This is a genomic window from Nocardia sp. JMUB6875 (genome assembly GCF_041154655.1).
In the GTDB taxonomy this organism is placed as follows: domain Bacteria; phylum Actinomycetota; class Actinomycetes; order Mycobacteriales; family Mycobacteriaceae; genus Nocardia.
Genome location: NZ_BAAFGR010000040.1, coordinates 1 through 21276, shown reverse-complemented (window position 1 = coordinate 21276; position 21276 = coordinate 1). Strand labels below are relative to the sequence as shown.

Annotated in this window: 18 protein-coding genes and 1 riboswitch; of the genes, 9 read left to right on the top strand and 9 right to left on the bottom strand. The window is 68.4% G+C overall.

The features are described from left to right. Entirely contained in the window at positions 1–2475 is a 2475-nt protein-coding gene (locus tag ACAM49_RS12860; RefSeq protein ID WP_369635702.1) for a serine/threonine-protein kinase PknG, read from the top strand. Positions 2476–2676: 201 nt separating this feature from the next. On the opposite strand, the gene ACAM49_RS12855 is transcribed toward ACAM49_RS12860, so the two are convergent. The 3 genes from ACAM49_RS12855 to fgd all read right to left on the bottom strand — a co-directional run bounded on the left by ACAM49_RS12855 (position 2677) and on the right by fgd (position 7240). Further along, positions 2677–3873 (bottom strand): acetate kinase, encoded by a 1197-nt coding sequence (locus ACAM49_RS12855; RefSeq protein WP_369635701.1) that lies wholly within the window; start codon positions 3871–3873, stop codon positions 2677–2679. Beyond that, complete coding sequence (gene pta / locus ACAM49_RS12850; protein ID WP_369635700.1) at positions 3870–5951, bottom strand: phosphate acetyltransferase; 2082 nt, start codon at positions 5949–5951, stop codon at positions 3870–3872. Before pta ends, ACAM49_RS12855 begins: the two co-directional genes overlap by 4 nt. 281 nt (positions 5952–6232) lie before the next feature. Then, on the bottom strand, positions 6233–7240 hold the full coding sequence (gene fgd / locus ACAM49_RS12845; protein ID WP_369635699.1) for a glucose-6-phosphate dehydrogenase (coenzyme-F420): 1008 nt from the start codon (positions 7238–7240) through the stop codon (positions 6233–6235). Between the two features lie 297 nt (positions 7241–7537). Between fgd and ACAM49_RS12840 the strand changes: the two genes are divergently transcribed. Continuing rightward, positions 7538–8296, top strand: a complete 759-nt coding sequence (locus ACAM49_RS12840; RefSeq protein WP_369635730.1) for an HAD-IIA family hydrolase — start codon at positions 7538–7540, stop codon at positions 8294–8296. A gap of 13 nt (positions 8297–8309) precedes the next feature. Here the strand turns inward: ACAM49_RS12840 and ACAM49_RS12835 are convergent, their stop codons facing one another. The 5 genes from ACAM49_RS12835 to ACAM49_RS12815 form a co-directional block, all read right to left on the bottom strand. Continuing rightward, complete coding sequence (locus ACAM49_RS12835) at positions 8310–8771, bottom strand: MarR family winged helix-turn-helix transcriptional regulator (RefSeq protein ID WP_369635698.1); 462 nt, start codon at positions 8769–8771, stop codon at positions 8310–8312. Further along, entirely contained in the window at positions 8768–9409 is a 642-nt protein-coding gene (locus tag ACAM49_RS12830; protein ID WP_369635697.1) for a type 1 glutamine amidotransferase family protein, read from the bottom strand. Before ACAM49_RS12830 ends, ACAM49_RS12835 begins: the two co-directional genes overlap by 4 nt. A gap of 47 nt (positions 9410–9456) precedes the next feature. Further along, on the bottom strand, positions 9457–10671 hold the full coding sequence (locus ACAM49_RS12825; RefSeq protein WP_369635696.1) for an O-succinylhomoserine sulfhydrylase: 1215 nt from the start codon (positions 10669–10671) through the stop codon (positions 9457–9459). After that, complete coding sequence (locus tag ACAM49_RS12820) at positions 10668–11090, bottom strand: rhodanese-like domain-containing protein (RefSeq protein WP_369635695.1); 423 nt, start codon at positions 11088–11090, stop codon at positions 10668–10670. The genes ACAM49_RS12825 and ACAM49_RS12820 overlap by 4 nt, the downstream gene beginning before the upstream one ends. Before the next feature lie 14 nt (positions 11091–11104). After that, positions 11105–11221: riboswitch (SAM riboswitch) on the bottom strand. 62 nt (positions 11222–11283) lie between these two features. Further along, positions 11284–11733 (bottom strand): hypothetical protein, encoded by a 450-nt coding sequence (locus tag ACAM49_RS12815; RefSeq protein ID WP_369635694.1) that lies wholly within the window; start codon positions 11731–11733, stop codon positions 11284–11286. A gap of 241 nt (positions 11734–11974) precedes the next feature. On the opposite strand from ACAM49_RS12815, the gene ACAM49_RS12810 reads away from it, so the two are divergent. The 3 genes from ACAM49_RS12810 to ACAM49_RS12800 all read left to right on the top strand — a co-directional run bounded on the left by ACAM49_RS12810 (position 11975) and on the right by ACAM49_RS12800 (position 15512). Next, the gene (locus ACAM49_RS12810; RefSeq protein WP_369635693.1) at positions 11975–13381 is read left to right on the top strand and encodes an FAD-dependent oxidoreductase; all 1407 of its coding nucleotides are present in this window, start codon (positions 11975–11977) and stop codon (positions 13379–13381) included. Positions 13382–13467: 86 nt separating this feature from the next. Then, positions 13468–14337: an amidohydrolase gene (locus ACAM49_RS12805; protein ID WP_369635692.1), complete on the top strand. Its 870-nt coding sequence runs from the start codon at positions 13468–13470 to the stop codon at positions 14335–14337. 77 nt (positions 14338–14414) lie between these two features. Then, a complete protein-coding gene (locus ACAM49_RS12800; RefSeq protein WP_369635691.1) occupies positions 14415–15512 on the top strand; it encodes a CaiB/BaiF CoA transferase family protein in 1098 nt (365 codons plus the stop codon). Between the two features lie 89 nt (positions 15513–15601). Here the strand turns inward: ACAM49_RS12800 and ACAM49_RS12795 are convergent, their stop codons facing one another. After that, the gene (locus tag ACAM49_RS12795) at positions 15602–16141 is read right to left on the bottom strand and encodes a YceI family protein (protein WP_369635690.1); all 540 of its coding nucleotides are present in this window, start codon (positions 16139–16141) and stop codon (positions 15602–15604) included. A 101-nt stretch (positions 16142–16242) separates the two neighbouring features. Between ACAM49_RS12795 and ACAM49_RS12790 the strand changes: the two genes are divergently transcribed. The 4 genes from ACAM49_RS12790 to ACAM49_RS12775 all read left to right on the top strand — a co-directional run. Further along, on the top strand, positions 16243–17064 hold the full coding sequence (locus ACAM49_RS12790; protein ID WP_369635689.1) for a helix-turn-helix domain-containing protein: 822 nt from the start codon (positions 16243–16245) through the stop codon (positions 17062–17064). A 65-nt stretch (positions 17065–17129) separates the two neighbouring features. Next, positions 17130–19745 (top strand): LuxR C-terminal-related transcriptional regulator, encoded by a 2616-nt coding sequence (locus ACAM49_RS12785; protein WP_369635688.1) that lies wholly within the window; start codon positions 17130–17132, stop codon positions 19743–19745. Between the two features lie 218 nt (positions 19746–19963). After that, a complete protein-coding gene (locus ACAM49_RS12780; RefSeq protein ID WP_369635687.1) occupies positions 19964–20836 on the top strand; it encodes a hypothetical protein in 873 nt (290 codons plus the stop codon). 189 nt (positions 20837–21025) lie between these two features. Continuing rightward, a partial coding sequence (locus ACAM49_RS12775) for a hypothetical protein (RefSeq protein ID WP_369635686.1) occupies positions 21026–21276 on the top strand: 251 nt, incomplete at its 3' end.

Below are 21276 nucleotides of genomic sequence, written 5' to 3'. Positions count from 1 at the left end.
ATGACCACACCGTCCGATCCGAACCACCCCGAACCCCGCGACACCGACGCGGCGGACGACGACGGCACCCGGGCCGTCGAGCGGCCCGAGCCGGTCATGGGACCGCACTGGCCGGCCCGGACCGAGGTCACCGCGCGACCCGAACCCGACGGTGGCAGTGCGGAATTCGAGGCGACGCAGGCCACGCGACGGACCGAGCTGACGCCGCGCACCGAGCTGACCCCGCGGACCGAGGCGACGCCACGCACACCGGACATTTCGGACGCGGCTGCGGCGGGGCAGGGCGGTTCGGACGGGGAGACGCGGACGCCCACGCGGCCCTCGCAGCGCACGGCACGGATGACGCGGCCGCGGCCGACCGTGCGGCGGCTCGGCGCCGGGCTGGTGCCGATTCCCGCGGTGGAGCCGGTGGATCCGGAGAAGGCCGTGCTGGAGGATCCGGTGGTCGCCGAGGGGCGGCGGTTCTGCTGGCGCTGCGGCAAACCGGTGGGGCGGGCCACGCCGACCGCGCCGTCGTCGACCACGGGCACCTGTCAAACCTGCGGTGCGCCTTATGATTTCCGGCCGTCGCTGCATCCGGGCGATCGGGTGGCCGGGCAGTACGAGATCCAGGGTTGTATCGCGCACGGCGGACTGGGCTGGATCTATCTGGCCATCGACCGGAATGTGAGCGACCGCTGGGTGGTGCTCAAGGGCCTTTTGCACGCCGGTGACGCCGAGGCGCAGGCGGTCGCGGTGGCCGAGCGGCAGTTCCTGGCCGAGGTGGTGCACCCGAGCATCGTGAAGATCCACAATTTCGTGGAGCACGCCGGTCCGGACGGGGAGCCCATCGGCTACATCGTCATGGAGTACGTGGGCGGGCATTCGCTGCGCGATCTGCTCGATCATTACGCGCCCGACCGCATGCCGGTCACGGTGGCCATCGCGTATCTGCTGGAAATCCTTCCGGCACTGGACTATCTGCATTCGGTGGGGCTGGCCTACAACGACCTCAAGCCCGACAACATCATGATCACCACCGATCGCGTGGAGCTCATCGACCTGGGCGCGGTCAGCCAGTTCGAGGCGTACGGAAACCTCTACGGCACCAGGGGATTCCAGGCCCCCGAGATCGCGCACACCGGGCCCACGGTGGCCTCGGACATCTACACCGCGGGCCGCACCCTGGCCGTGCTCACCCTGCACCTGCCCATGGAGCGGGGCGCGTACGTGGACGGCATCCCGGATCCCAAGGACGAGCCGATCCTGGCCCGGCACCAATTCCTGTACCGGCTGCTGCTGCGCGCCACCCATCCCGATCCGGACCAGCGCTTCCCCTCGGCGCGACTGCTGGGCACCCAGCTCACCGGGGTGCTGCGCGAGATCCTGGCGGTGGAGACCGGCAACGAACATCCGCAGCTGTCAACGCTTTTCAGCCCGCCGCGCACCAGTTTCGGCACCGCCGAACTGATCGCGCAGACCGACGGCATCATCGACGGCATCGCCCGCGACACCCTGCTCCAACCCGGCGACGTGGTGGCGGCACTGCCGGTGCCGATCATCGATCCTGGCGATCCGTCCGCACCGCTGCTGGCCGGCGCGGCGCACCCCGAACCCCGCCACGCCCTCGACGAGCTACGCCACGCGCGGCAGCGCGCCGCCGCCGAACCCGGCGGTGCGCCGGAGACTTTCGAGCTGGAGGTGACCCTCGCCGAGGCCCGTGCACACCTGGATCTCGACGAGCCCGCCGCCGCGCGCCTGCTGCTGAACCGTCTCGGCGACGAGCCGCAGCCGCCCGGCCGGGACTGGCGCATCGACTGGTATCTGGGCCTGACCGAGCTGCTGGAGCTGGAGTACGAGCTCGCGTTCGCCCGTTTCAACGCGGTGCTCGAGGCGCTGCCCGGCGAGATCGCGCCCAAGCTGGCGCTGGCGGCCACCGCGGAACTGATTCTGCAGCATTGGGATTCGCCGGATCCGGAGGAGTGGCGGGCGTACGCGGAGAGCTACTACGCGACCGTGTGGCGCACCGACCGGGGCGTGGTGAGCGCCGCGTTCGGGCTGGCGCGCCAGCTCGCGGCGGCGGGGAACATCACCGCGGCGGTGCACGCCCTGGATCAGGTGCCGCCCGCGTCGCGGCACTACGCCGAGGCCCGCATGACGGCCATTCTCATGCTGCTGACCTGTGCTCCCGCGGCGGATCTGGATGAATCGACGCTGCAGGTGGCGGCCGCGCGGGTGCAGAACCTGCCGCCGGGTGAGGGCCGCGCGGCACAGCTGCGGATTCTCACCCTGGGCATCGCACTGGGCTGGGTGCAGGCCGGGAAGCGGCCGAAGTCGGCCGGCGCCAAGCTCTTCGGCTCCCCGTTCACCGAACGGGATCTGCGCCGCGGCATCGAGACCGGCCTGCGCGGGCTGGCCCGCTCGGCGCCCGCACGTGCGCATCGCTACGCCCTGGTCGATCTGGCCAATGCCGTGCGCGCGAAATCCTGGTTCTGACACCGGCTTCGAGACCGGAAAGGGCCCGTGCCGCCTGCGGCGATCTCGGGGGCAGCCGGAGATCACGGGAACGGCGAGGGAAGGGTCGATCCCTACCGCAGTTGTGCGTGGTGCGACACGGGTTCCGGTGGACCTGGGAGGAACCTCGGTCCATCAATCACAATGCCAAGGGCATCATGATTATTTCGTGAAGAGAGTGGCTCAGCCCACCAGGTCGGAGGCGGCGCGGGCGATGGCAAGCTCCTCGTTGGTCGGCACGACCAGCACCGCGATCGGGGAGTCGTCGGTCGAAATGCGCCGGGCCACACGGGAACGCTCGGCATTGCGCGCCTCGTCGATGCGGATGCCGTAGTTCTCCAGCCCCGCCAGCGCCTCGGCCCGGACATGGGAGTCGTTCTCGCCCACACCGGCGGTGAAGGTGATGGCGTCCACCTTGCCCAGGTCGATCAGGTACGCGCCGAGGTAGCGGCGCAGCCGGTGGATGTAGACGTCGAACGCCAATTTCGCGGTGGGATGGCCGGTTTCGATGAGCTGGCCCAGCTCGCGGAAGTCGTTGACCCCGGAGATGCCCTTGATGCCGGACTGCCGGTTGAGCAGGTTGTCGACGTCGTCCACGCTCATGCCCGCGGTGCGGATGAGATGGAAGATGATGCCCGGGTCCAGATCACCGGAGCGGGTGCCCATGACCAGGCCCTCCAGCGGGGTCAGGCCCATGGTGGTGTCCACCGCCTGCCCGGCCCGCACGGCCGAGGCCGACGCGCCGTTGCCCAGGTGCAGCACGATCTGGTTCAGCTCGGCGCGATCCTTGCCGAGGAACGCCGCGACCTGGCCCGACACGTAGTCGTGCGAGGTGCCGTGGAAGCCGTACTTGCGGATGCCGTGCGCGACAGCGGTTTCCGCGTCGAGGGCGTAGGTCTTGGCGGCGGCGGGCAGATTGTGGAAGAAGGCGGTGTCGAACACCGCGACCTGCGGCACGTCCGGCAGCAGCGCCCGCGCGGATTCGATGCCGATGACGTTCGGCGGATTGTGCAGCGGGGCAAGTGAAGACAGATCCATGATCGCCTTCACCACATCGTCGTCGATGAGCGTGGGCTGGTAGAAGACCTCGCCGCCGTGCACCACCCGGTGCCCGACCGCGCCCAGATCGGCCTGCGCCAGATCCTGGCCCGACGCGCTGAACAGGTCGAACACCACATGCAGACCCGCCGCGTGATCGGCGAGTGGACCCTTGTACTCGAAGGTCTCACCGCCGCACTTGTGCTCGACGGTCACCACGTCGCCGGCGACGTCCTCACCGATGCGCTGCACCACGCCCGAGGCCACCACCTCGGCCGATTCCGGTTCCAGCAGTTGATATTTGATGGACGAGGAACCGGAGTTGATCACCAGTACCTTCATTGCGCCTCCTGTTGGGCTTGAATGGCGGTGATGGCGACGGTGTTGACGATGTCCGCGACGAGCGCGCCGCGAGAGAGGTCGTTGACCGGCTTGCGCAGACCCTGGAGCACGGGGCCGATGGCGACCGCTCCGGCGCTGCGCTGCACCGCTTTGTAGGTGTTGTTACCCGTATTGAGATCCGGGAAGATGAAGACCGTCGCCTGACCCGCCACGGCGGAGTTCGGCAGTTTGGTCTTGGCCACCGCGGGTTCGATGGCGGCGTCGTACTGAATCGGGCCCTCCACCAACAGTTCCGGGGAACGGTCGTGGACCAGCTTGGTCGCGGTGCGGACCTTGTCGACGTCCGCGCCGGAACCGGATTCACCGGTGGAGTACGAGAGCATGGCCACGCGCGGATCGATGCCGAACTGGGCGGCGGTGCGCGCGGAGGAGACCGCGATATCGGCCAGCTGATCCGAGGTCGGGTCCGGGACCACGGCGCAGTCGCCGTAAACCAGAACACGATCGGCCAGGCACATGAGGAAGACGCTGGACACCGTGGAGACGCCCGGCGTGGTCTTGATGATCTCGAAGGACGGCCGGATGGTGTGCGCGGTGGTATGCGCCGCACCCGACACCATGCCGTCGGCGACCCCCATGTGCACCATCATGGTGCCGAAATACGAGATGTCGCTCATGAATTCGCGGGCCCGCTCCACCGTCATGCCCTTGTGGGCGCGCAGGCGGGCGTACTCCTCGGCGAACTCGTCACGCAGCGGACAGGTCTTGGGATCGAGCACCTCGGCGGCATCGATGTCCACGCCCAGCTCGGCGGCGCGGCCGCGCACGGTGGCCTCCTCGCCGAGAATGGTGAGATCGGCGATCTTGCGCTGCAGCACGCGGCCGGCGGCGCGCAGGATGCGGTCGTCGTCGCCCTCGGGCAGCACGATGCGCTTGCGGTCGTTGCGGGCGCGCTCGATGAGCTGGTACTCGAACATCTGCGGGGTCACGACATCCGGGATCGGAACCTCGATCTGCCGCAGCAGTTCTCGCGGATCGACCCGCTCCTCCATGACGGCCAGCGCGGTGTCCACCTTGCGGATGCTGGACAGCGAGACCCGGCCGCGGGTGAGCGCGGTGGCCTTGGCGGTCTCGAAGGTGCCGAGCTCGGTCGAGAGGATGGGCAGCTTGGGCTTGAGGCCCGCCATCAGCCTGGCGATGGACGGCTCGGGCAGCATGCCGCCGTTCATGATGATGCCCGCCAGCGACGGGAAGCCTTCCGCCTCATGGGCGTTCACCAGGGCCAGCAGCACGTCGGAGCGGTCGCCGGGGGTGATGACGGCGACGCCGTCGGTGAGGCGCTCCAGAATGTGCTCGGCGGTCATGCCGCCGACGATGACCTCCAGGGCCTCGCGCTGCATGAGTTCCGGGTCGCCGCTGTACATTTCGCCGCCGATGGCGTCGCGCAGCTCCTCCATGGTCGGGGCCTGCAGCAGCGGCACCTCCGGCAGCGCCCAGGACGGTACGGCCGCAACCTTTTTCAGGACCTCGGCGTCGGCCTCGATCTGATCGGGCTCGCAGCGGTTGGCGATCACGGCGACCAGCTTGGCGTGCTCGGCCACCAGCTCGCCGCGGCACAGCTCGACCAGCTGGCCCAATTCGTCGGAGGTGCGGCCGATTCCGCGCACCACCAGCAGCACGGGCGCCCCGAGGTTGACCGCGATGCGGGCGTTGTAGCGCAGCTCGCTGGGGCTGGCGACGTCGGTGTAGTCGGAGCCGACGATGAGCACGGCGTCGCACTGCTTGGCGACGGCGTGATAGCGCATGACGATCTCGCTGATCGCGGCGTCGGGGTCCTCGTGCACCTGCTCGTAGGTGACGCCGACCGCCTGGTCGTAGTCCACGTCGGCGGTGGAGTGCTCGAGCAGCAGCTCGAGGATGTAGTCGCGTCCGTTCGCGGACCGGGTGATGGGGCGGAACACGCCCACGCGGGGGGTCGTCGCGGCCAGTGCCTGAAGGACACCGAGTGCCACCGTCGACTTGCCGGTGTCGCCCTCGGGGGAGGCGATGTAGACGCTGGAAACCGGTGAGGCAGCCATGAGCAGAAGACTACCGACCGTTATGGGCTAATTTCGGCGTCCGCTTGGCAACACGACTTTCGCGCCGAGTTATGCACAGTTGCCATCAGTAAGTCAACCCCCGCTCTAGCGGGGGTTTTGCGGCCGAGCCATACCCGCGGCCACCGCCGCGAGACTGCAATCACATGACATATGTCCCGGTCCGGGGCAGGTTTTCAGCCAACGGGCGGCATACCGGGACCGGATTCCGCAAGGGGTGTCCGTCCCCGAAAACCGCCCGTTCGACTGTGACGTGCGACCCGTCAGAGGGCGCGCAGGCGCGGGGCCAGATCGCGCTGGAACAGGTCCAGGAAGCGGCGCTGATCGTGGCCCGGCGCGTGGAAGACCAGGTGGTTCAGGCCCGCGTCCAGGTACGGCTTGATCTGCTCGACGGCCTGGTCCGGATCGCTGGCCACGATCCAGCGCTTGGCGATCTGCTCGATCGGCAGCGCGTCGGCCGCGGCCTCCATCTCGATCGGGTCGGTGATGGAGTGCTTCTGCTCGGCGGTCAGCGACAGCGGGGCCCAGAAGCGCGTGTTCTCCAGCGCCAGAACGGGATCGGTGTCGTAGGAGATCTTGATCTCGATCATCCGGTCGATGTCCTCGACGGTCCGGCCGACCTTGGCCGCGCCCTCGGCGACCGCGGGCATCAGCTTCTCGGTGTAGAGGTCCATGCCCTTGCCCGAGGTACAGATGAAGCCGTCACCGGCGCGACCGGCGTAGCGGGCCACCAGCGGACCGCCCGCGGCGATGTAGACCGGGATGCCGTCCTTGGGCACGTCGTAGATCGAGGCCCCGACGGTCTTGTAGTACTGGCCGTCGAAGTCGACGCGCTCACCGGTCCACAGCGCGCGCATGAGATCCACGGATTCCCGCAGGCGCGCGAAACGCTCCTTGAACTCCGGCCATTCGCCGGTGTAGCCGGTGGCGATCTCGTTGAGCGCCTCGCCCGAGCCGACGCCGAGCATGATGCGGTCCGGGTACAGGCAGCCCATGGTGGCGAAGGCCTGCGCGATGACCGCCGGGTTGTAGCGGAAGGTCGGGGTCAGCACCGAGGTGCCGAGCTGGATGCGCTTGGTGCGCTCGCCCACCGCCGCCATCCAGGCCAGCGAGAACGGGGCGTGGCCGCCATTGTGCCGCCAGGGCTGGAAATGGTCGGAGACGGTGGCGGAGTCGAGGCCGTGCGCCTCCACCTCCACCGCCAGCTCCACCAGTTCGCGCGGGCCGAACTGTTCCGCGGACGCCTTGTATCCGAGCTTGAGGTCCTTCACCTGGGCACTCCTGTCGCCTTGCTGCGCTTGGGTTGTGCGGGCCAACCTCCCGCCGGTCGTCTGCGGCGCCGGGCGCCGCAAACGGACTTACCTCGCACCATAGTCAGCGGCGGGAGGCGGTGCGGCAGGGGTCACACCCAAGACGTCGAACCCCGGGTCGGGGAACGGTATTCCGAGGATCGGACTGGTCGGGTGGTCGACAAGAGCAGGAATATATGAGCGCTCGGTCCTGGGATAGCGGAGAATGTGCGCGTGACCAACTCGAGCGCAGATCCGATCCTCTCCTACCTGACCGATATGGACGGCGTCCTGGTGCACGAGAACCACCTGGTGCCCGGGGCCGACCAGTTCCTCGCCGAACTGCGCGACAACGACATCCCGTTCCTGGTGCTGACCAACAACTCGATCTACACTGCGCGCGATCTGCAGGCCCGGCTCAAGCACACCGGCCTCGACATCCCGGTCGAATCCATCTGGACCTCGGCGCTGGCCACCGCGACCTTCCTCAACGATCAGCGCCCGGGCGGCACCGCGTACGTGGTCGGCGAATCCGGCCTCACCACCGCCCTGCACGAAATCGGTTACATCCTCACCGATTCCGATCCGGACTACGTGGTCCTCGGCGAAACCCGCACGTACTCCTTCGAAGCCATCACCACCGCCATCCGCCTCGTCGCGGCGGGTGCGCGCTTCATCGCCACCAATCCGGACGCCACCGGCCCCTCCCGCGAGGGCATCCTCCCGGCGACCGGCTCGGTCGCGGCCCTCATCACCCGGGCCACCGGCAAGGAGCCCTACTACGTGGGCAAGCCCAATCCGCTGATGATGCGCTCGGCGCTGCGCCGCATCGGCGCGCACTCGCAGTCCACGGTCATGATCGGCGACCGGATGGACACCGACGTCATCGCGGGCCTGGAGGCGGGCATGCGCACCATCCTCGTCACCACCGGAATCTCCACCCCCGCCCTGGTCGAGCAGTTCCCGTACCGCCCGACCACCATCCTGCCGTCGGTCGCGGCGCTGGTCGGCAAGACCAAGGATCCGTTCTCGGCGTAGTTCGGGGATCCGGTCAGGCCGCGTCGGTCGCGTCGTCCTCGAGCGCTTCGAGGGCGGCCGACAGGTCCGTCAGCGCGTCCACGATCTCGGCCAGCCGCTGCTTACCCAGTTGCGCCGTAAGGCGTTTCGCGAAGGCCGCGTGCTGCGGATCGATCCGCCGGACCGCGTCGTGACCGGCCTCGGTGATGGCGACCAGCTTGGCGCGGCGATGCGCCGGATTCGGGCGGTACTCGGCGAATCCCTTGTCCACCAGCAGATCCGCGACGCGCTGCACGCTCTGGCGGGTGATGCCCATCTCGCGCGCGATGCCCGCCACCGGCAGCGGCTCGTGCAACACCGCGCCCAGCACCTGCCACCAGGCCACCGTGATCCCCGCGGGCTTGGCCAATTCCTCGGCGATGGCGAGGAATTGGCCGTTCAGCTTGAACGAGGTGACCGCCGCCGAGGCGAAGAGCTGCTGCCCGGTCCGGGTCATCGTGCGGCCGCCTGCTGCTGCTCGTACTCGTACAGCTCGTAGAAGCCCGCCGGATCGTTGTTTCCGTAGAGCTTGTACCAGGACTCCAGCACGTGCGGCTCGAAAATCCCGAGCCTGGCGAAGATCTCGCGGGCGAGGTCGACCGGACGGGTGCCGGTGGCCGTGATCAGATCACCGTCGGTGATCGCGGTCTTCGCGACATAGTGCTCGGCGCCCGAATAGCCCGAGTAGGCAAGGTATCCCGGGTCATTGCTGGTGTGCGGGCGGTCGTCGAGCAGACCTTCCCGCGCCAGCCCGAAGGTCGCGCCGCAGATGGCGGCGACCGGCACCCCGGCGGCCAGGAACTCCCGGGCCTTGCGCGCGAAGGCGCCGATCGGAGACTCCGGATCGAACTCGGTGGCCAATCCCGGCAGGATCAGCATGGCGCTGTCAGCGGGCTTCAAATCGTCGATCACGAGATCGGGCAGGACCCGCATGCCGCCCATGGAAGTGACCGGATCGGCAGTGATGCCAACCGTCTTCACCTGCCAGGTGCCGGGCTCCCGATGCCAGAGTTCACGGTTGATGTGTGCGGTCGCATGACCCACCTCCCAATCGGAGAAGGTGTCGTACACGGCCATATGAACGGTTTTCAACATGACAGTATGCTGTCAAAAATGACAGCATACTGTCAATGACCGTTAGCCTAGCTAAGCGCGTGATCCAGGTCGTTGAGCAGATCCTCGACGTCTTCCAGACCGATCGAGATACGCACCACGCCGTCCGTAATACCCACGGCCGCACGGCCTTCCGGGCCCATCGCGCGGTGCGTGGTGGTGGCCGGGTGGGTGATCAGCGTCTTGGCATCACCGAGGTTGTTGGAGATGTCGATGATGCGCAGGCGGTTGAGCACCTCGAAAGCGCGCTTCTTGGCCTCGTTCTCGGTGGCCTTCAACTCGAAGGTGATCACCGTGCCGCCGCCGGACATCTGGCGCTTGGCCAGCTCGTACTGCGGGTGCGAGGACAGGAAGGGGTACTTGACCCAGGCCACCGCCGGATGCGACTCCAGGAACTGGGCGATCTTCAGGGCGGAGTCGACCGACTGGCGCAGGCGCAGCGGCATGGTCTCCAGGCCCTTGAGCAGCGTCCAGGCATTGAAGGGGCTCAGGGCCGGACCGGTGTGGCGCATGAGGTTTTTCACCGGGCCGTCGATGTAGTCGTGCGGTCCCAGGATCGCGCCGCCGAGCACACGGCCCTGGCCGTCGATGTGCTTGGTGCCCGAGTAGACGGTGATGTCCGCGCCCAGATCGAAGCCGCGCTGCAGCAGCGGGGTGGCGAAGACGTTGTCCAGCACCACCTTCGCGCCCGCCGCGTGCGCGAGATCGGAGACCGCGCGCACATCGGTGAGGGTCTGCATGGGGTTCGAGGGGGTCTCGAAGAAGACGGCCTGGGTGGGCACGGACAGCGCCTGCTCCCACTGGTCCAGGTCCTCGCCGTCGACGAAGACGGTCTCCACGCCCCAGCGCGGCAGGATCTCGTTGGCCACCACGAAGCAGGAGCCGAACAGGCTGCGCGCCGCGACCAGTCGGTCACCGGCGGACAGCAGCGCGCCCAGCGCGGTGAACACCGCCGACATGCCCGACGCGGTCGCGAAACAGGCTTCCGCACCGTCGATCAGGCGCAGCCGCTCCTCGAACATGGCCACCGTCGGGTTGCCGTAGCGGGAGTAGACGAAGTGCTCGATATCGCCGGTGAACGAGGCCTCGGCGGCCTCGGCGCTCTCGTAGACGAAACCCGAATTGAGGAACAGCGCCTCGGAGGTCTCGTCGAAACCGGAACGGCGGGTGCCGCCGCGCACGGCCTGCGTGGCCGGGCCGACGCCCTCGGGCAGCGGCTTGTCGAAAGAGCCACCGGTGATCATGACTGCCTCCACGGAAGTCCGTCGGCGCGCCAGCCGGTGCTGCCGCGATGACCTTGGGCGTCCAGCGCACCCTCGAAGCCGTCCACCACATTGAAGGACGGGGTGATGCCGACGGTGGTGGCGGCGGTGGCCGCCCCGATCGAGCGCTGGCCGGAGCGGCAGATGAACAGCACCGGCGCGTCCGAATCCTGCGGGCGATCGGCGAGCGCCTGCTTCAACTGGTCCACGAAGCGGGGATTGGGCGTGCCGGTGGCGTCGACCCATTCGATCAACGCGGTCGGCCGGCCGATGCCGCTGGTGTCGGGCACCCCGACGAATCGCCATTCCGCGTCGGTGCGGACATCCACCAGCACCGCATCCGGATTGTCGCGCAACAACTCCCACGCCTGCTTCGGCGTGATGTCACCCGCGTAGTTCACCTGTACCTCCTGTGAATCCGCACTTGCCGCACCGCGTGCTCGATGCGTGGCCAGGTCGTCACCCGGAGCACCCCACCGCGGAGGAGGGTTGCCGACCAGCCAGCCGGGGCTTGGCGCTGGTACTCATGACCTGGGATGAGAGTGCCGAAAAAACTGCCGCCGTGTCAAACCCCGGCCGCGACTTCGGACCTTGTCACGAATTGCAGACCAACCAGCGCGAATTCTCCTTGACGAAGTGCCAAGTCGAGGTGGACTGCGCGCCGTCGACGCTGTAGGTGACCGGCGCGGTGGCCTTGTCGCCGTCGACGACCGGGTCGCCCAGCTTGTCGAAGTTGATGCTCGAGCCGGTCGAGCCCGCGATCTTCAGCGGCGAGTTGTTCTCGTCGAATCCCTTGCAGGCCACGGCCGGAACGTATTTGCCGGTCTCGCTACGGGACTTGATGAACTCACCCGCCGCGACCGCGAGCCGATCGCGATCTGTGACATTGTTCTCAACCGGGGAGACCAGCGTGGCGATCACGATGCCCAGGATCACCACCGCGATGACACCGGCGGCGACCAGGAACGGCCACATGCTCCGGGTTTCGTTCTGATCGATCGGGATCGGGGTCTGCTGCTCCACTGTCTCCTCGGCGTCGCTCATGGGTAGATCATGCCTGGCATTCCGGCAGTTTCACCGCCCGCGCGCAGGGGGTGCCGTGCGCCATCGATAGAATCAGCAGAATTTCCGCCCTCCCGGCGGGAATAGCAGGACAACGCAGCAACGCTGCAGCGTCGGGGGCCAATGGAGGTCGCCGAGGCCAGGGCGTCAACTTAGCCTAAGCTAAGAACGACGGCTAAGTTCAGACGGCAAGTTAGTTTCGACCCAAAGGGTGCGCGGAAGAATGACCGAACAGAGTGCAGCGACCCGCCCGCTACGCATTGCGATCGTGGGCGCAGGACCGGCCGGTATTTACGCCGCCGACGCCTTGATGAAGTCCGACACCCCGGCCGGTTTCACCGGGGTGAGCATCGACCTGTACGAGCGCATGCCCGCGCCCTTCGGCCTCATCCGCTACGGCGTCGCGCCGGACCACCCGCGCATCAAGGGCATCATCACCGCGCTGCACAAGGTCCTCGACAAGGATCAGGTCCGCCTGCTCGGCAATATCGACTACGGCGTCGACATCACCCTCGAGGACCTGCGCCAGTTCTACGACGCGGTCATCTTCTCCACCGGCGCCAATGCCGACCGCGCCCTGGAGGTTCCGGGCATCGACCTGGACGGCTCCTACGGCGCCGCGGACTTCGTGTCCTGGTACGACGGACACCCCGACGTGCCGCGCACCTGGCCCCTGGACGCCGAGAAGGTCGCCGTGCTCGGCGTCGGCAACGTCGCCCTCGACGTGGCACGCGTGCTGGCCAAGACCGGTGACGAACTGCTGCCGACCGAGATCCCGCCGAACGTCTACGACGGCCTCAAGGCCAACAAGGCCCTGGAAGTGCACGTGTTCGGCCGCCGCGGTCCCGCCCAGGCCAAGTTCACGCCCCTGGAGCTGCGCGAGCTCGACCACTCGCCGACCATCGAGGTCATCGTCGATCCCGAGGACATCGACTACGACGAGGGCTCCGAGGCCGCGCGCCGGCACTCCAAGCAGGTCGACATGATCTGCAACACCTTGGAGCAGTGGGCCATTCGCGATGTCGGCGACCGCCCGCACAAGCTGTTCCTGCACTTCTTCGAGAACCCCGCCGAGATCCTCGGCGAGAACGGCAAGGTCGTGGGCCTGCGCACCGAGCGCACCCAGCTCGACGGCACCGGAAACTGCAAGGGCACCGGCGAATTCAAGGACTGGGACATCCAGGCCGTGTACCGCGCGGTCGGCTACCTGTCGCAGAACATCCCGTCGCTGCCCTTCGACGACCAGGCCGGGACCGTGCCCAACGAGGCCGGTCGCGTGCTGGTCAACGAGGACGCCGACGGCAAGGACCGCTACGAGCCCGCCACCTACGTCACCGGCTGGATCAAGCGCGGCCCGGTCGGCCTCATCGGCCACACCAAGGGCGACGCCAACGAGACCATCGCCTGCCTGCTCGACGACGCCGCGGACTTCGTCCCGGCCGCCAAGCCGGAGCCGGAGGCCGTGACCGAGTTCCTCGAGGGCAAGGGCATCCCGTTCACCACGTGGGCCGGTTGGTACCGCCTCGACGCGCACGAGCGCGCGCTGGGCGAGCCGCAGGGCCGCGAGCGGGTGAAGGTCGTCGAGCGCGAGGACATGCTGGCCGCCTCCGAGCCGGACAAGGTGCTCTAACTTCGACAAGGTGCGCTGACCAGCGCGAATCCGCCTGGCGGACAAGGTTGTCCGCACATGTCACCGTTCTGAGGCATGCTGATCACGTGTTCGATGCCCATCTCCACATCTTCGATCCGCGGTTCCCGCTGGTCGAGAACGAGGGCCACCTGCCCGACCCGTACACCATCGCCGACTATCGCGAGCGGATGTCCCGCTTCGATATCGACGGTGGTGCCGTGGTCAGCGGGTCCTTCCAGGGCACCGATCAGAGCTACCTGCTGGCGGCGCTCGACGCGCTGGGCGAGGGCTGGGTGGGTGTCACCATGCTGCCGGTGGACGCCCCAGACGCGCAGATCATCGATCTGAACCGCGCCGGGGTGCGGGCCATCCGGTTCAATCTCAAGCGCGCGGGCGGGGATATCGTCGGGCTCACCATGCTGGCGCTGCGGGCCTACGAGCTGGCCGGCTGGCATGTGGAGCTCTACATCGACGGGTCCATGCTGGGCTCGCTGGAGCCGGTCATCACCAAGCTGCCCAAGCTGTCCATCGATCACATGGGCATGTCCGACGAATGCCTGCCGTATCTGCTCAACCTGGTCGACCGGGGCGCCAAGGTGAAGGCGTCCGGCTTCGGGCGGGTATCGATGAATGTCGGTGCGGCACTGCGCAAGATCCACACCGTCAACCCCGAGGCCCTGATGTTCGGCACCGATCTGCCGGGCACCCGGGCCGGGCGGCCGTTCCGGGATTCCGACATCTCCCTGATCGCCGACTCGGTCGGCTCCGATCTGCACAAGGTGCTGGAAGACAATGCCCGCGCCTTCTACGGACTGCCCGCCAAGGAACGCGCCCTGGAGGATCCGGAAACCGCGCGCATGGTCTCCGGCGAGCTCCCCACCCTGCGGCTACCGCGCTCGGAACTGCCGAAACTTCCTCCCCCGGATACCCTGCCCCTCCCGATCGTCGATCGCTGAATCCGCGTTATTGTCATACCGTCAACACCGGCTCTGTGAGCCGGTGCGCAGGATTCGACGACGAACCGAGGTAGGGCGTGAGCACTCCATCCACCGCCAAGCAGGGCCCGCTCGCGGGCATCCGAGTAGTCGAACTGGCCGGCATCGGCCCCGGTCCGCACGCGGCACTGCTGCTCGCCGATCTCGGCGCGGACGTGGTGCGGGTGCAGCGGCCGGGCGGGTTCCCGGGCTTCATGGAGCGCCCGCAGTGGCGGGGCCGCACCATCGTCGAGGCCAATCTGAAGGATCCGGCCGATATCGAGCAGGTGCTCGGGCTGATCGAGAAGGCCGATGTGCTCATCGAGGGCTTCCGGCCGGGCGTCACCGAGCGCATGGGCCTGGGCCCGGACGCCGCGCTGGAACGCAATCCGCGCCTGGTCTACGGCCGCATGACCGGCTGGGGCCAGTACGGTCCGCTGGCCGACCGCGCCGGGCACGACATCAACTACATCTCGCTGACCGGTGTGCTGAACGCCATCGGCCGCAAGGGCGAACGCCCGGTCCCGCCGCTGAACATGGTGGGCGACTTCGGCGGCGGCTCCATGTTCCTGGTCTTCGGCATTCTCGCCGCGCTGGTGGAACGTCAGAATTCCGGCAAGGGCCAGGTCATCGACTCGGCCATGATCGATGGCGCGCTTGCCCTTTCGCACATGATCTGGGGCATGAAGGGCATGGGCCTGTGGTCCGACGAGCGCGGCACCAACCTGCTCGACACCGGCATGGCCTTCTACGACACCTACGAGACCGCCGACGGCAAGTACATGGCGGTCGGCTGCATCGAGCCGCAGTTCTACGCGGAACTGCTTGCCGGGCTGGAGATCTCGCCCGAGGGCCTGCCGCACCAGCTCGACCCGGCGGGCCAGGATCAGCTGCGCAAGCTGTTCACCGAGAAGTTCAAGACCAAGACGCGTGACGAGTGGTGGGCGGTGTTCGAGCACACCGACGCCTGCACCACGCCGGTGCTGACTTTCACCGAGGCGGAACAGAATCCGCACATCCAGGCGCGCACCGGGCTCATCGAGATCGACGGCGTCGTGCAGCACGCGCCCGCGCCGCGCTTCTCGCGCACTCCGTCGGGCGTGCCGACCCCGCCCCCGAACGAGGGCACCCCGATCGAATCGGTCTGGGCCGACTGACTTTTACCCGGACAGCCGAACGCCCCCTGTGGATTCCACAGGGGGCGTTGACTTTTCCGATGCATAGGGCGTGACCGCCCCGGTGGCTATCAGGCGTCGGGGGCGACGAGCTGGATGTCGAGCTCGATGGCGATCTTGTCGCTGAGCATGGCGTTCGGCATGCCCGGGGCAACGCCGAAGTCGCTGCGCTTGATGGTGCCGGTGGCGGTGAAACCGGCGTGCGCCTTGTTGTCCTGCGGGAAGACCTGCACGCCGCCCCACTCGACGTCGAGGGTGACGGGCTTGGTGATGCCGCCGATGGTGGCCTCACCGGTGACCTCGAACTCCTCGGCCAGCTTGACCGGCTCGGGAACGCGGAAGGTCAGGTGCGGGCGGTTGGCGACATCGAGGATGTCGGCGGTGCGGACGTGGCCGTCGCGCATCTCGTTGCCGGTGTCGAAGGAATCGAAGTAGATGGTGGCCTCGATGGCCGCCTCGCCGGCGTCGTTCACGACGAAGCCGGTCTCGAAGCGGTTGAAGCGGCCGCGGACCTTGGAAATCCCCAGGTGCTTCACGGTGAAGCTGACCGAGGAGTGGTTGGCGTCGAGGGTCCAGGCGCCGGGGGCGAGGGTCTGCTCGGAAGTCGTCATGCCAGAAGATTAAGTGGACTGCGGTCCGCTTAACCAGGCCGTGGTTATCCGGGTACTGGCAGGGCGCGGATAACGGAACCAGGACCAGGCACTATGGAGAGGTGTCAAGATCCGAGTTCGCCGAGTTCCTGATCGCGCGCCGCGCGCAGCTGCAACCCGAAGACGTCGGCCTGCCCGCCGGGCGGCGCCGCCGCACGCCCGGACTGCGCCGCGAGGAAGTGGCCGCGCTCGCCGGGGTCAGCGCCGACTATCTTGCCCGACTCGAACAGGGACGCGACACCAACCCCTCCATGGCCGTGCTGGCCGCCCTCGCGGATGCGTTGCGGCTCAATGAGATCGAGCGGCACCACTTCGGCAAGCTGGCGCTGAGCCTGGAGCAGAAGGCGCCCTGCCCGTCGTCCGGACAGGCCCGGGAGCAGGTCTCCGAAACCATTCAGGCGGTCATCGACGCCCTGCAACCGACCCCCGCCTTCGTGCTCGGCCGCTGGCAGAACCTGCTGGCCGGCAACCCATCCTTCCGGGATTTCGCCGAACCCCTCGGCCTGTTCGACGCGGAGACGCACAACAACTTCGCGCTTTACGTCTTCGCCCATCCCGGCGCCCGGAAGGCCTTCCTGAACTGGGACGCGGCCGCCGATATGGTCGCGTCGTCGCTGCGCGCGGCCGTCACCCGATTCCCGGACGACCAGAATGTGCAGGCCGTCATCATCCGGCTGGGCCACTATCCGGAATTCGAGCAACGCTGGCGCGAACACCGGCTCACCGATTTCCGAACCGTCGTCCTGAGGATTCAGCACCCGCTCCGCGGCGAGGTGGAGGTCGAGATCGAGACCCTGGATCCGGCCGCCGACCAGACCGTCATGGTCTGGCTGGTCGACCGCCGACAGGCCCGCCAACCCGGATTGCGGCTGGTCAACGAATAAAAGCCGCAGGTTCCGGGCCTTTCGTTAACCCTGCTACAGGAGCCGTGGCGCACTACAGTTGAGCCATGGCTCGGAATTGGCCGATGGTCGAACGGGAGAGCGAACTCGAATCGATCAGGTCGGCGCTCACCGGCGACGACTTCGTCGGGGCGGTGCTCACCGGCGACGCGGGGGTCGGCAAAACCACGCTGGCGCGGCTGGCCACCGCCGCCGTCGGCGGAAACATTCGATGGGTAGCGGGGACCGAATCCGCCCGGAGCATTCCGCTCGGGGTCTTCGCGCACATGGTGGGGGTGTACACCGCCCACGATCCGGTGACCTTCATGGCCGCGGCGCGCGAGGCGTTGCTCGCCGACGGGCACACCATCATCGGCGTCGACGACGCGCACCTGCTCGATCAACTGTCGGCGACACTGCTGCTGCAGCTGGCCATCGATCGCGCCGCCCACATCGTGTGCACCGTGCGCAGCGGGGTGCAGGTGCCCGATGCGGTGACCTCGCTGTGGAAGGACGGGCACCTGCTGCGCATCGACCTGAAGCCGTTCACGCAAAGGCAGAGCGTGGAATTGGTGGAATCGATGCTGGGCGGGCAGCTCGAGGGCTTCACCGCCAACCTGATGTGGGAATCCTCCGGGGGCAACGCGCTTTTCCTGCGGCACCTGGTCGAGGGCGCGCTGGAGGCGGGGACGCTGCGGCAGGTCAACGGGGTGTGGCAGCTGCGCGGGCGCGCGGCGGTCACCTCGGAATTGGCCGCGCTGCTGGAGGATCGGGTCGAGCAGATGCCGGAATCCGTGCTGCGGGTGCTGGAGCTGCTGACGTTCTGCGAGCCCATCGATCTGGATGTGCTGTCGGAGATCGCGGGTGAGGAGGCGGTGGAATCGGCCGAAACCCGCGGGCTCATAAGGATTGTCGAGAACAGTCATCAGCTGCTGGTGCGGTACAACCACCCGCTGTTCGGCGAGGTGATCCGGCGGCGGCTGGGGATCGCGTCGGCGCGGCGGCTGCGCGGGCGGCTGTACTCGGCGCTCCGGGACCGGCCCATCAACTCCGCGTCCGAGCGCATCCGCTTGGCCGAATTGGCCTTGGACAGTGATAAATCGGCGGATCTCGAACTGTTCCTGGCCGCCGCGGCGGACGCCATCTCATTGGCGAATCTGCCACTGGGAGAACGGTTCGCGCGGGCGGCGGTGGAACGCCGCGGCGGCGTCGAGGCCGCGGACCTGCTGGCCCGGGCACTGCTGTGGCAGGGACATCGGATAGAAGCCGAACGCACACTGGCGGGCTTCGATCCCGACCAGTTGAACGAGACGGAACTGGCCCGCTGGGGCTGCACCCGGGTGTCGAACCTGCTGTGGTCCATGGGTGACGCCGACCGCGCCGACGAGGTTCTCGAGACCGTGCGGCAGCGCGCGGAACATCCGAAAGTCGTTGCGACACTGGACGGCCTGGCCTCGGCGGTGGCCGTCAACGAGAATCGGATGGACGACGCCTTCGCCCTCGCCGAACCCGTGATGGCGAGCTCCGAAGCCCCACCGTGGGCGGTGTGGTGGGCCGCCTTCGGCGGCGGACTCGCCCTGGCGATGATGGGACGCGGGGAGGCCGCGCTCCGATACGCCGAGCGCGGGCACAAGGTGGAGGAGCATGTGGACGCGCTCAACCGCTTCACGCTGACGCACGCGGAAGTGCTGGCGCTCACCTTCACCGGCGAGCTGGAGGCCGCACGGCGTTGCGCCGGAAGCAATTTCAGCTACTCCTCGCCCGGCCAGTATCTGGCCTGGGGCATGACCAAGATCCTGCAGGGCACCGTCGACGTCGCCCAGGGCCAATTCCCGCAGGGCATCGACAATCTCGAACAGGCACTCGCCGCCCTCACCACCGAGGGCGCGGCGGCCTGGATGTTCCCCGCGCAATTGCGCCTGGCGGAGGCGTATTCGGCGCTCGGCCGACCCACCGAGGCAGCGGAAGCCATTGCGGCGGCGACCTTCCGGGGCGGACGGCACAGCGCCGTCTACGAACCCTTACTCGAACTGGCGCGCGCCATGCAGGCCGCGGCCGAGGGCACCGCGACACCGGCCGTCCGGCTGGCGCTCGGGGCCGCGGATCTTGCCGCGCGCACCCATCAGCACGCCATCGAGGCCATGGCGCTGCACACCGCCGCCCGCTTCGGCGATCACACTGTGGCCGGGCGGCTCGCGGATCTGGCGGCCCGCATCGACGGGCGCCTGGTGCAGGTGCAGGCCCGGCACGCGGTGGCGGTCGCCGCCCACGACGGGCCCGGATTGGACGCCGCCGCAGCGGAATTCGAGAGCATCGGGGCCTTGCTCTCGGCTGCCGACGCGGCCGCGCAGGCGGCCTCCGCGCACGAGCGCAGCGGGGACCGGCGGCGACTGCTGGAATCGGCGGCCACCGCGAACCGGCTGGCCGCCGCCTGCGGCGGGGCCTCGACCCCGGCGCTGCGGCAGTCCGCGCAGCCGCTGCCGCTGACCGCCCGGGAGCGCGAGATCGCGAATCTGGTGTCGGCCGGGCTGTCCAACCGGCAGATCGCGGATCGGCTGACCGTGTCGGTGCGGACCGTGGAAGGGCATCTGTACCGGGCGTGCATCAAGCTCGATGTCACCGATCGGGAGGCGCTGGCCGAACTCATGCGAGGCGGGACAACGTCCGGCAAATCAGAGAATTGATGTTGCGGGTAGAGGCAAAAAGCCTTCTACCTGCAAAGTGTGCGATATGTCTCGAGATTCACCGTCAAGGCATAGGAACGTCGAACAGGGACTAGAGCAACAAGCTCTCAATCAGTTAACATCCGGCGAAGTGTGAGCCCATCGGGGGTCACACGGGGGGGAAGTCGGGAAAATCTGATGAGGGTGGTGTTTTCGGCGTGGCTCGTCGGCATCGTGAAATGAATACCGGCGTGCTGCGACACGCCATCCGTCCCGCCGTCGGCGTGCTGCCGCTGGCCCTGGCCATCGCCTGCGCCGCGGCCGCACAGGCCGTTCCGCAGCCCGGAGTGACGACCGGCCCCGCGCAGCCGGGCACCAGCTCGTCCCCGGCCCAGCCCGGAACCACCGTCAAACCGGCCCCGCCGCAGTCGTCCCCGCAGGTCGACTACGTGGTGCCGGAGAATCACCGGCCGATTCCGGCCGACACCGCGCCCGCGCCCGCCATCGATTGGCAGTCGCTGCACGCGCCCGAACCGGTCGAGCCGGTCGCGCCCATCGCTCCCCCGCCGCGCACCGTGCGCGTCGGCGACTTCTACACCCCGGCCCCCGATCAGCTGCCGGACGAGATCCTGAACCCGGTCAACGGCTTCTCCGCCGATGCCGAGGCGGGCCTGTCCACCGCGCTGAATTCGGTCGGCATCGACCCGTCGCGCTCCGACAAGATCGCGGGCATGACCGCGGCCGGGGCCGTCGGCGGCGCCGCGCTGCTGGGCATCCCGGGCGCCGCGGCCGGCGCGCTGGGCGGCGGCATCGGCGGCGGCATCATCGGCGCCGGTGTCGGCGCGGCCATCGGCGCCGGGATCGGCGTCGGCATCGTGGCGGCCACGGCGGCTGCCGCGGGCGCTGCCTCCGGCGGCATCGGCGCCGCCATCGCCGCGCCCGAGGCCATCCCGGTCATCGGCGGCGGCGCGCTCATCGGCCTCGGCGTGGGTGCCGCTGTCGGCGCGGTCGGCGGCGCTGCCCTCGGTGCGGCTGCGGTCGGCATTCCGATGGCGGTCCTCGGCGGTGTCGGCGGCGGCATCGCGGGCGCGGCCATCGGCGGCGCGTTCTAACCGCTCCCCCAAGCGTTTTCCTCCGGCCGGGCAAACTTCGCACCCCCTCTTCGAGGCGCTGACCTGCGACGACGCAGACGCGCCCGGGATGCGGGCAAGCTCGGCCGGAGGCCCATGCGAATTACCGGTAGCAATGCCCGGTCCCCGGACCGGTGACACGAAATATGTTCGGAAGGTGGGTGTTTCGACGTGCCTCGTCGGAATCGTGAATTCAAGAGCAATGTGGCTCGGCGGGCGATCGTCGTAGGCACCATCCCGTTGGTCCTGGCCGTGGCCTGCTCGAATACGAGCGACCAGCCCGCCAAGGTCGCGGACGGCACCTCGACGCAGTCAGCCGCGCCGAAGCCGAACGACACCCGCACTCCGGGCAATCCCACTGCGCCGCAGTCCAACCCGCAGCCCGGCCTCGCCGATTCCACCCCCGGCGACGCCCTGCCCAC